Annotated in this window: 10 protein-coding genes; 5 read left to right on the top strand and 5 right to left on the bottom strand. The window is 60.3% G+C overall.

Annotation, left to right across the window (positions count from 1 at the left end; all coding sequences use genetic code 11):
* Positions 1-28 precede the first annotated feature (28 nt).
* Both AAAB16_RS08905 and speE read right to left on the bottom strand, forming a co-directional pair.
* The gene (locus tag AAAB16_RS08905; protein ID WP_340663011.1) at positions 29-2125 is read right to left on the bottom strand and encodes an LTA synthase family protein; all 2097 of its coding nucleotides are present in this window, start codon (positions 2123-2125) and stop codon (positions 29-31) included.
* Positions 2126-2343: 218 nt separating this feature from the next.
* Positions 2344-3204 carry a polyamine aminopropyltransferase gene (gene speE, locus AAAB16_RS08900; protein ID WP_340663010.1) on the bottom strand — a complete coding sequence of 287 codons (861 nt, stop codon included), beginning with the start codon at positions 3202-3204 and terminating at the stop codon, positions 2344-2346.
* Positions 3205-3400: 196 nt separating this feature from the next.
* Here speE and AAAB16_RS08895 point away from each other — a divergent pair, with 196 nt between their 5' ends.
* Both AAAB16_RS08895 and AAAB16_RS08890 read left to right on the top strand, forming a co-directional pair.
* Positions 3401-4291 carry a DNA-3-methyladenine glycosylase gene (locus tag AAAB16_RS08895; RefSeq protein ID WP_340663009.1) on the top strand — a complete coding sequence of 297 codons (891 nt, stop codon included), beginning with the start codon at positions 3401-3403 and terminating at the stop codon, positions 4289-4291.
* Positions 4292-4295: 4 nt separating this feature from the next.
* Positions 4296-4769 (top strand): methylated-DNA--[protein]-cysteine S-methyltransferase, encoded by a 474-nt coding sequence (locus tag AAAB16_RS08890; RefSeq protein WP_340663008.1) that lies wholly within the window; start codon positions 4296-4298, stop codon positions 4767-4769.
* A gap of 2 nt (positions 4770-4771) precedes the next feature.
* Here the strand turns inward: AAAB16_RS08890 and AAAB16_RS08885 are convergent, their stop codons facing one another.
* Positions 4772-4963, bottom strand: coding sequence for a PLDc N-terminal domain-containing protein (locus AAAB16_RS08885; protein WP_110618342.1), 192 nt, complete (start codon positions 4961-4963; stop codon positions 4772-4774).
* A gap of 160 nt (positions 4964-5123) precedes the next feature.
* On the opposite strand from AAAB16_RS08885, the gene AAAB16_RS08880 reads away from it, so the two are divergent.
* The 3 genes from AAAB16_RS08880 (at position 5124) to AAAB16_RS08870 (ending at position 9152) form a co-directional block, all read left to right on the top strand.
* Positions 5124-5642 carry a sigma-70 family RNA polymerase sigma factor gene (locus AAAB16_RS08880; RefSeq protein ID WP_340663007.1) on the top strand — a complete coding sequence of 173 codons (519 nt, stop codon included), beginning with the start codon at positions 5124-5126 and terminating at the stop codon, positions 5640-5642.
* 7 nt (positions 5643-5649) lie between these two features.
* Entirely contained in the window at positions 5650-6621 is a 972-nt protein-coding gene (locus tag AAAB16_RS08875) for a FecR family protein (protein WP_340663006.1), read from the top strand.
* Between the two features lie 95 nt (positions 6622-6716).
* Positions 6717-9152 carry a TonB-dependent siderophore receptor gene (locus AAAB16_RS08870; RefSeq protein WP_340663005.1) on the top strand — a complete coding sequence of 812 codons (2436 nt, stop codon included), beginning with the start codon at positions 6717-6719 and terminating at the stop codon, positions 9150-9152.
* Between the two features lie 117 nt (positions 9153-9269).
* Here AAAB16_RS08870 and AAAB16_RS08865 read toward each other — a convergent pair whose 3' ends face one another.
* Together AAAB16_RS08865 and mtnC are read right to left on the bottom strand one after the other, a co-directional pair.
* Positions 9270-9494, bottom strand: a complete 225-nt coding sequence (locus AAAB16_RS08865) for a hypothetical protein (RefSeq protein ID WP_340663004.1) — start codon at positions 9492-9494, stop codon at positions 9270-9272.
* An 82-nt stretch (positions 9495-9576) separates the two neighbouring features.
* Positions 9577-10260: an acireductone synthase gene (gene mtnC / locus AAAB16_RS08860; protein ID WP_340663003.1), complete on the bottom strand. Its 684-nt coding sequence runs from the start codon at positions 10258-10260 to the stop codon at positions 9577-9579.
* Between the last annotated feature and the right edge of the window lie 346 nt (positions 10261-10606).

Raw genomic sequence — 10606 nt, 5'->3', positions numbered from 1 at the left:
GTGTGCAAGTGTGCACACACCCTGCGGCTCAGTCGTCGCCTTTATCCGGCATGCCGTCTACTACGCCGGCGGTGTTGTCCAGCAAGCTTTTGGTGGCGGTTTGCAGGAAGGCTTCCAGCTGCTTTTTCAGTTCCGGGTCGATATCACCCGGTACCCGTTTGGCGCTGGATTTGGCGCCCAGTTGGTATTCGTATAGGCGCGGTTCAAAGCCTTTGGGTTGGATAAGGATGCGCTCGGGGGTAACGATGGCGACCGTCTGTTCACCACCGGACGGTTTGATTACGCCAATGCCATGGTCGCCTTCTGGCAGGGTGAGCAGGTCACGGCCCCAGCATTGGTGACGCACTTGCCCACCCAGACGGCCCATGATGGTCGGCACGATGTCGATTTGCGTGCCGACGGTATGGCGCAGTGGGCCGAATTTTTCCTGAATGCCTGGGCCGATCAGTAGCAGCGGCACGTTAAAGCGGAACAGGTCCATTTCGGTCAGTTGCTCGTCACTGCCAAAACCGTGGTCGCCAACGATCACAAACAGGGTGTCTTTAAAGTACGGCGCTTTACGCGCTTTCTCGAAGAATTGACCCAGCGCCCAGTCCGAATAACGCATGGCAGTCAGGTGTTCGTCCGAGGTACTGCCGGTGTTGACGCGCTCAACGGGCAGCTCGGCCGGCAAGGCGTACGGGGTGTGGTTGGACAGGGTTTGCAGCAGGGCATAGAACGGTTTTTTGCCGTAGTTGCTTTCCAGCTCTTTGGCGCCACGGTCGAACATGTCCTGGTCAGATACGCCCCAGGTTGGGTCCATAAATACCGGGTTTACGAAGTCTTCGCGGCCAATAAAGTTGGTCATGCCTTGGTTGCTAAAGAACCCGGACTGGTTGTCCCACTGGAAGTTGCCGTTGTAGACGTAGAGGTTGTCGAAGTCGCGGGCATCAAGCAGTTGTGGCAAGCCGGAGAACTTGTGGTTGCCCTCGGGCATCCGCATCAAATATTCGAAGCTCGGCAAGTTGGGGAAGCACGCCATGGTGGCGAACATGCCCTGGTGGGTGTGGGTGCCGTTGGAGAAGAAGCGGTCAAACAACACGCCCTCCTTCGCTAGCTTGTCGAACTCTGGGGTTATGTTCAGCGGGCTGCCAAGGGCGCCAACAAAGTGGCCGGCAAAGCTTTCCATCAAAATTACCACCACGTTCTTCACCCCGGGCAGGGTGCCATCGGCCGGCGGGGTAAAGTCGCGACGAATCGCGGCTTTATCAGCATCCACCAACACGTCGTGGGGGGTGAGGATCATCTTGCGCACGATCTCCTGGGCATCACCATCTTCCATGGTGGATTTCCAGGCGTTCTGACGATGGGAGGAGAAACTGGCGGTGGCGGCCGACACCAGGGTCAGGGTGCCGTTAAGACCGAGCTGGTTGGCGAACATCGATTCGGTGGTGTAGGCGTCGCCCCAACGCAGGGGTGGGCCTTGTTTCAACGTACCGCGAGCGGCCAATACCGCCAGCACCAAGCACAGGGTAAAGGCCACGCCACGCAGCGGCCACGACGTGCGGGTACGGGGTTTGGCGGCAAACATGGCCGGGGTGTTGCGCGGACGGCTAAGCAGGTCCAGGCCTTTGAACAGCTTGAACAGCAGCCAGGTGGCGACTGCCCAGGCCAGCAAGTAACGCCCTACTGGGAAACCATTCCAGAGCATGCTCAGTACGGTTTTCGGGTCTTCCTGGAAGTACTGGAACACCAGGCTATTCAGGCGCTGGTGGAATTCGCGGTAGAAATCCAGCTCGGTCAGGCCGAGAAACAGGGTAACGCTGGCAAAGAACGTCAGCCAAACCCGCATCCAGCCGCGACGGACCATGGCGGCCGGAATCAGGATGGAGATCAGCAACGGCGCAACGGCATACACCACTACGCGCAAGTCAAAGCGCATGCCGTTGAAAAAAGCTTCGGCAAAGGTGGCGACGGTGTCTTCACCAATCAGCTCGCGGTTGTACACCAGCAAGGCCACCCGCAGCAGCGTGTACATCACCAGCAAGGCGAAGGCACTCAGGGCGGTAAAGATCAGGTGGCTTTTAAGCGTGGGCGTGCCACGCGATGCTGCGGAGGAACTGCTCAGGGCGTCCGGTAGTGCCATGTTGTGATCTCACGGGTTAGGCGTGCGAGAAGAAAGGTGACGAAGAATACTCCGCCGCTCAGCAAGAAACGAAGCGGCGGATTTTCAGCGAGCGAATGTGAAAATTTCGTTGAGAACCGCGACGCCACGCGTCGGCAAACGTGCCGTAGGGTGTGCTGTGCGCACCAAAGCGATCTAACGGGAAATCGCTTGGTGCGCGTAGCACACCCTACGGAGGGTCAGTCGTTGCTGGGTTTGTTGATGGCTTTGAGCACGTATTGCGGTAAGGCGAAGGCGCCTAGGTGCACGTCGGGGTTGTAGTAGCGGGTAACAATTCCGCTGCCGGCGAACCGTTGGCGCAGGGTGTCCAGCGGGATGTTGCGCAGGCCGGCGTTGGTCGCGCCCCAGGCAAAGGTCATGGCGCCACCGATATAAGTAGGCACAGCGGCCATATAAAAGTGCCAGTCGGCGAACAGGCCGTTCATGCGCCCGGCGGTGTTTTGTACGCCGTCCAATTGCATAAAGGGCGTGCCGTTCTGGGTGACCAGAATGCCGCCTTCGTTAAGGCAGCGGCGGCAGGCTTGGTAGAAGTTTTCCGAAAACAGCACTTCACCGGGGCCAATCGGGTCGGTGGAGTCGGAAATGATTACGTCGAATTTTTCTTCGGTGGTGGCAACAAAGCGCATGCCGTCATCAATCACCAGGTTCAGACGCGGGTCGTCGTAAGCGCCTTTGGAGTGCTCGGGCAGAAACTCTTTGCACATGTCGACCACGGTGCCGTCGATCTCGACCATGGTGATGTGTTCAACGCTGCGGTGCTTGCTGACTTCACGCAGCATGCCGCCGTCACCGCCACCAATGATCAGCACCTTACGCGCGGCGCCGTGGGCCAGAATCGGCACGTGGGTAAGCATCTCGTGGTAGATAAACTCGTCGGCTTCGGTGGTTTGAATCACGCCGTCGAGGGCCATTACCCGGCCCATGCGCGGGTTTTCGAAAATCACTAGGTGTTGATGTTCGGTGCGCACTTCGTGCAGCAGTTTGTCCATGCGAAAACGTTGGCCGTAGCCTTCGTAGAGGGTTTCCTGATAGTCGCTCATGGCGTTGCTCCTCTGCGCCGCGCCGGTATGGGCGCGGAAAAAATCGGTAGCTGGAGCCCATCGGCCCCAGGCGAGGCGCGCATTCTACGTGGCCAGGCATGACAGGTCGAACCTTGCGCCTGTTGCAAAAAATGCCCGAATTGAAAAGCAAGAAGCGGCGAGACAGGCCAGCGCTTCAGTCGCTATGGTTAGCGCCATGAACACACAGCCCACTCCCCTACTTTTGTCGTATGTGCCGCCGTGGAACTGGCAACAGTTTCACGCCTACTTCGCCCTACGCTGCCTGCCGGATATAGAGCAGGTAAGCGCAGACGGTTACCGCCGCACCTTTCGCATTGGCACGGTAAGCGGCTGGTTTGCCCTGCGCCATCGGCCTGAACACAGCGCGCTGGAGTTGACGGTAAGCCCGTCCGCCGTCGACGTGCTGCCGCTACTGGCAGCCCGCGTTAGGCGCATGTTTGATCTGGATACCGATACCGGCGAAATCGCCCGTCACCTAAGCCAAGATAGCCAACTCGCCGCCCTGGTGACGCGCTACCCCGGCCTGCGCATTCCCACAGCCTTCGACCCGTTCGAGCAGGCGGTACGGGCCATCGTTGGCCAACAGGTAACGGTAAAGGCCGCAGTGACCATCGTCGGCCGCTTGGTAAAACGCTTGGGCGAAGCTTTGCCCGCTGCGCCAGAAGATGGCCCGGCTCGACTGTTTCCTACCCCGCTCGCGATTGCCGAGGCAAATCTGGACGGCATCGGCATGCCCGGCAAGCGGGTGGCGACCTTACAAGGCTTCGCCCGCGCCCTTACCGACGGCAGCCTGGCGCTGCATGCCGATGACGGCGTGGACGACTTGCTCGAGCGCCTCTGCGCCCTGCCCGGCATCGGCCCCTGGACCGCGCACTACATCGCCCTGCGTGCCTTTGGCGTGGCGGACGCGTTTCCCGCCAGCGACCTGGGCCTGCTCAAGGCCAAACTCTGGGGCAGCGCCGGCATCAGCGCCGGCGCCCTCACCGCCCAGGCCGAGGCCTGGCGCCCATGGCGGGCCTATGCCGCCATGTATTTGTGGCAAAGCTACGCCGAACCTGAGGAGTGACCGTATGCATTACCGCTACCACGACAGCCCCATCGGCCCACTGCTATTGGCCGGAGACGAACAGGGTTTGCGCCTGCTGCATATGGATGGCGCGCAGCCATGGGAATTAAACGAAAACTGGCAAGCGGCGGACGCCGAGTTGGATGAGGTATGCCGGCAGTTAGACGAATACTTCGCCGGCCAGCGCCAGCAGTTCCAGCTGCGCTTGGCACCGCTGGGCACGCCGTTTCAGCAAGAGGTATGGCAGGCGCTGCAGCAAATCCCGTTCGGGCGCACCTGCAGCTATGCCGAGTTGGCCGTGCGTATTCAGCGGCCAAAAGCCGTGCGCGCGGTGGGCACGGCCAATGGCGCCAACCCGATTGCGGTGGTGATTCCCTGCCACCGCGTAATCGGCAGCAACGGCACCCTCACCGGCTATGCCGGCGGCCTGGAGCGCAAGCAGCTGTTGCTGCAACTCGAAGGTGCCTGGTTGCTATAGACCTAGATACGCACGTTGCCGCGCGGCCCAGCGATGGCCCAGATAATCAGCCCCAGCACCGGCAGCAGCACGATCAACAGCACCCACAGCACTTTCATGCCCGTCTCGGCGCCGCTTTTCAGCACGTTGATAATCGCCCAGATATCCAGCGCCAGAATGATCAGGCCAATCAGGCCATTAAAACCGTTACCCATCGTGGTACTCCTTGAGGAAGGGATTGCCCTTCTAGGATAGTCGGTCGCGCTTTAGGTTCAGGGAGCTTGTAAAGGATGTATTGCGTGGCGCAGTAGCCTGTCGCTACTATGCGAGCCATTCTCATTTGAGAGGCAAGGTTATTTCCTTGCTATGACAGGTATGTCCGCCGCCGAACCTCCTTTTCAGCAAGCCATTCACGAGCTCTACAGCCACCACCACGGTTGGCTGTTTGCCTGGCTGCGACGAAAACTTGGCTGTGCGCACAACGCCGCCGACCTGGCGCAAGACACCTTCGCTCGTATTCTTACCTCGCGCGACGTGGTTGCCAGCATCCGCGAGCCGCGCGCTTACCTGAGCACCACCGCACGCCGCCTAGTGATTGACCGTGCGCGGCGCAAGCAGATTGAAGAGGCGTATCTGCAGGAACTGGCGCTAACGGCGCAAACCCTCGCCGGCTTCCAGTCCCCCGAGCAAATTCTTACCACCCTCGAAGCCCTTGAGCAGATTGCCTTTGTGCTGGAAGAACTCAGCGCCAAGCAACGCCAGGCGTTTTTGTTGTATTTCCTCGACGGCCTGACGCAGGCGCAAATCGCCACGCAAATGAGCATTTCCGAGCGCATGGTGCGCAAGCATTTGATGCATGCGCTGCTGCATTGCAGCAATACGCTGGATATCTAAACGCGCTATGAGCACCCGCGAAAGCATCAATGAACAAGCCGCCAATTGGCTGATTCAACTAAACGAGCCCGGCGTAGAAGAGCAACTGCGCGCCGATTTTGCCCACTGGAAAGCCCTCGACCCGCGCCACGCAGCGGCAGCCGAGCGTTTGCAGGGTTTTGTTGGCCAGATGAGTGCCCTGCGCCCGCAGAAAGCCTCGGTGCATGCCGCGCTGGATAGCGCCTATGCCAGTCGCAATAAAACCTACAGCGGCAAACGCGGCGCCACGGCCTTGCTGTTGTTGATCGCTCTGCTGTTGCCGGGTTGGGCGCTCTGGCGCAGCGATATGCCCCGCTACTGGCTGGCAGATCTACACACCGCGCCCGCGCAATGGCTTAGCCAAACCCTGCCCGACCAGTCGCACCTCACCTTGAACGGCAACAGTGCCGTCGACCTGCACTTTGATGATCAACAACGGCGCATCCGTTTGCTGCGTGGCGAAGTGTTGGTGGAGGTTGCCCATGACCCGGCGCGGCCATTTATTGTCGAAACCGAACAAGGGCAAATGCGCGCCCTCGGCACTCGGTTTGTGGTCAAGCGCGAAAACGGCATTACGCTGTTGACCATGCTCGAATCGCGGGTGGCCGCTACCGCCAGCGCCAATCCCACCAGCGTTGAAGTGGGCGCCGGCGAACAGGCTCGCATCAGCGCAACCCAAGTGCAGTTGCTGAGCGCCATCGACCCCGGCAGCGTCAACGATGCCTGGCGTTATCACCAGTTGGTGGTACAGAACCAGCCGTTGCCCGAGGTGCTCGACGAATTGGCGCGGCAACACCCTGGCCATGTGCAGTTTGATCGCGAAGCGCTGGCAGACCTGCGGGTTTCTGCCGTGCTGCCGCTGGATAACAGCCAACGGGCGCTGCAACTGATTGCCGATGCCTTGCCAGTGCGTGTTCGTCAGTTCAGCCCATGGTTGGTCATCGTCAGCCGCAAGCCGTGAAGCCAAGGGCTAAACAATTTCAGCAAATGGGGTTCCGGGTTTTCTGCTCTAGCCGTCAAGGGAGTAGAAACCAACCGTCTCGGACCTCCATCATCATGCGCATTCACGCTTTACGACCGGCCCCGGTAACCCGCCTGACACCCCTGGCCCTGGCCATGCACCTGACGTGTGCCGCCTTGATCGGCACCCTCACGACTACCCCTGCGCAGGCACAAAACGCCGAACTCGGCCAAAGCCGCTTCGATATCGCCGCCGGGCCACTGGCTGATGCACTCAACCGTTTTGCCCAACAGGCCGGCGTCGCGATTCTGTTTGAAACCCAGAGCATGGCCGGGCGCAACAGCCCAGGCCTGCATGGCCAATACACCGTGGAAACGGGCTTTGCCACACTGCTGCAAGGCAGCGGTTTTGTCGCCAACCGCAGCAGCAACGGCTATGTATTGGCGCCCGTGAGTACTAGCAACAGCCTGGAACTGGGCGCCACCAACATCAACGCCAGCGGCGACTCCAGCCCCACCAACTATGTCAAAGGCTACGTGGCCACGCGCAACTTGAGCGCGACCAAAACCGATACGCCGATCACTGAAACGCCACAATCGCTTTCCGTGGTAACCAGCGATGAAATCCGCGATCGCCAGGCCGAAACCCTGTCCCAGGCGCTCAACCTGACCCCCGGTTTCACCAGCCAGCCGACCAGTTTTAACCGCACCTCGGACCGCTTCCGCATCCGCGGTTTCGATGTTGAATCAGCCACCGGCGGCTCGCTGCGCGACGGCCTACGCCTGCAAAACAACTCCTACGACGGCGTGCAGGAACCCTATGGCCTGGAACGCGCAGAAGTAATTCGTGGCGCCGCCTCGGTGCTGTACGGCCAACTGTCACCGGGTGGCCTGATCAACGCCGTGAGCAAGCGCCCGACAGACACGCCGTACCACGAAGTAAACCTGCAAGTAGGCAATAGCGACCGCAAACAGATTTCCACCGACCTCAGCGGCCCCCTGGGCGACAGTGAAACACTCAGCTACCGCCTGACCCTGCTAGACCGCGACAGCTCCACTCCGCAGGACTACATCGACAACGACAAGCTGTACATCGCCCCGGCCCTGACCTGGCGCCCGAATGAAGACACCTCGCTAACGCTGCTGTCGTTCTACCAAAAAACCCAGACCGGTTTTTCCGCGCCTTTGGCGTATCAACTGGTCGAAGGCGTGGGCGATAGCCGCTACAAAATCGGCCGCCACGATTTTATTGGCGAGCCGGACTACGACAAGATGGACGGCGAGATGAGCACGCTGGGTTATGAGTTTGAACACCGCTTTGACGAACACACGCGCATCAACCACAAGCTGCGTTACTACCAGTCAAAAGTGGAGTGGGACTACCTGCAAATCAACACCAGCGCCGCCAGCCTGACCCAAGTGCAAAACACCGGTGTGCTACGGCGCCAATACAGCAACCGCACCGAGCGCTCGCGCGGTATTGCCAGTGACACCAACATCGAATCCACCTGGCAGTTCAACGACTGGCGCCATGTGCTGCTGGTGGGTTTTGATGGCTACGACACCAGCTACGACTCGCACAACTTCCGTGGCAACGCGCCGTCGCTGGACCTCAAACGCTACAACTATGGCCAACCGGTGGTGGTTGATGACCGCCGCAGTCTCGACCGTGGCTCACAGGTCGACACCTTGCAAAAAGGCTTGTACCTGCAAGACCAGATCACCTTTGACGAGCACTGGATTGCCGTACTGGGCGGCCGTCACGACTGGGCCGGGCAAGACCTGCAAGCCCACCGAGGCGGCGACCCGTTTAGCGAAGACTACGAATCCACCACTTGGCGCGCCGGCTTTATCTACAAAGCCGACAACGGCCTGGCGCCCTATATCAGCTACAGCGAATCGTTCTTCCCCATCGCCGTGGCTGATGCGCCTGGCCAAAGCTTTGCGCCTACCGAAGGCAAGCAGTATGAAATCGGCGTGCGCTACCAACCCGACGACAGCAACCTGCTGCTAAGCGCCGCGGTGTATGAGCTGATCCAACGCAACGTGCTCAAACCAGACGTGCAGAACAACACCTTCACGCAAACCGGCGAAGTGCGCTCCCGTGGCCTGGAGCTGGAAGCCAAAGCAGAGATAACACCCAACACCAGCGTAATTGCCTCGTACGCCTATGTGGATGCGCGTACCACCGACAGCGTCATCAGCGCCGAAATTGGCCAGCGCAGCGAAGACACGCCCTACCACCAGGCCGCGTTGTGGGCGGACTACCGTTTCGCGCAGTTTGGTTTGCCGCAGTTGCGTATCGGCGGCGGTGCGCGCTACAAGGGCAGCACCCAGGCATCGGGCATTGAATCAGGCATGCCGCCGTACACCCTGTTCGACGCCATGGCCAGCTACAGCATTGGCGAAAGCTGGGAAGTAACGGTAAACGCCAACAACCTGGCCAACAAAAAATACACCTACTGCGAGTTCGCCATTTGCCGTTACGGCGATGAGCGCCAAGTGGTTAGCGCGGTGAGCTACCGCTGGTAGCCCAACAGGCCGGCTGCCGTGCGGCGTGCATCGGTCTTTTGGGGGGAGAGACACGCGCAGCCCCTCTGCGCGCCCTGTTGGGCCGGCCCGTTGGGCTTCGCTGCGCTCAACGCCAACCTACGATTGTTTGGCCACGTGCTCCGCACGCGGGCCCATCACGTACCAGTTGAAAAAGCCCAGCAGCGGGAACAGCACGATCAGGCTCACCCACAGGGTTTTCAAGCGTCGCGCCACCGGGCTTTTCACCACGTTATAAGCCGCCCACAGGTGCAGCAACACCAGCACTGCCAGAGCGATATACACCCAGTAGCGGTAGGCGGAGTAGTTGAGTTGGAGAAACATGGCGGGCGTCTCGCGGTAAGCGGTGTCTGCGGTAGAGGCACACCGCCGCGCAGAGGTTCCGCCTGAGCGACGAGCTGCGCTGCTAGTAGGCGTTAAGGTCGATCAAGGCGAAGCTGGCCAGGGTTTGGTGGCCACGCAGTTCGCCGCCCTCGCGGGCCAGGCCACAGGTTTGCAGGCCGGCTTGTTGCGCGGCATCGAGCTCTTCAACGATATCGGAGAGGAACAGCACTTCCTCGGCTGGCACGCCAATGTGGGCGACGATGGTGCGGTACGACTGCGCCTCACGCTTGGGGCCGGAGGTGGTGTCGAAGTAGCCGGAAAACAACGGCGACAAATCGCCGGCCACCGAGCAGCCGAAAATCAGTTGCTGCGCCTGGATTGAGCCCGAGGAATACACGTACAGCGCGTAACCCTCTCTCTTCCAGCGTTGCAGTGCTTCGACCGCGTCCGGGTAAACGTGGCCTTTGAGCAAACCGGCTTTATAGCCCTCGGCCCAGACCATGCCCTGCAAGGCTTTGAGCGGCGTGGCTTTGCGGTCTTCGGCGATCCAACTCAGGAGAATATCGGTTACCCGCGCCACGTCAGCCTGCGGTTCGCCGCTCTGTTCGCGCACAGCTTGCAGCTGCTCGGCCACTTGCGGGTCGTTGGCGTGAGTGAGCACAAACAACGGCAAGTGCTCGGCGGCGAAGGGAAACAACACATCGAAAACAAAACTCACCGCGCTGGTGGTGCCTTCGATATCGGTGAGGATGGCTTTGATGGGCATGGGCAGAATCCTTTCAGCGACGAAACAACGTTTTTAATGACACGCCGGCATTCCCGCGTAGGCGGGAACCCAGAGTCTGGCCTGTGACGGTGTTCGCCATGCCATTCTGGGTCCCCGCCGTCGCGGGGACGACGGCGATTTTTTCGGGAAAATCGCCCCCACACCCAACACCGTCATTCCCGCGCAGGCGGGAATCCAGATTCGGGCCGGTGACGGTGTTTGCCATACTGGCCCCCGCGTTCGTGGAGATGACGGCGGTTAAAGACGAAAACCGTGGGCGCATCAATCTTCCAGGCGCGGGAAACGGCTGGCGATATCGTCGCCGGTGAAGTTCGCGACCCAACCC

The organism is Pseudomonas sp., from assembly GCF_037994325.1.
In the GTDB taxonomy this organism is placed as follows: domain Bacteria; phylum Pseudomonadota; class Gammaproteobacteria; order Pseudomonadales; family Pseudomonadaceae; genus Aquipseudomonas.
The sequence above is the reverse complement of the archived record's forward strand: the minus strand, read 5'-3'. Positions and strand labels throughout refer to the sequence as shown.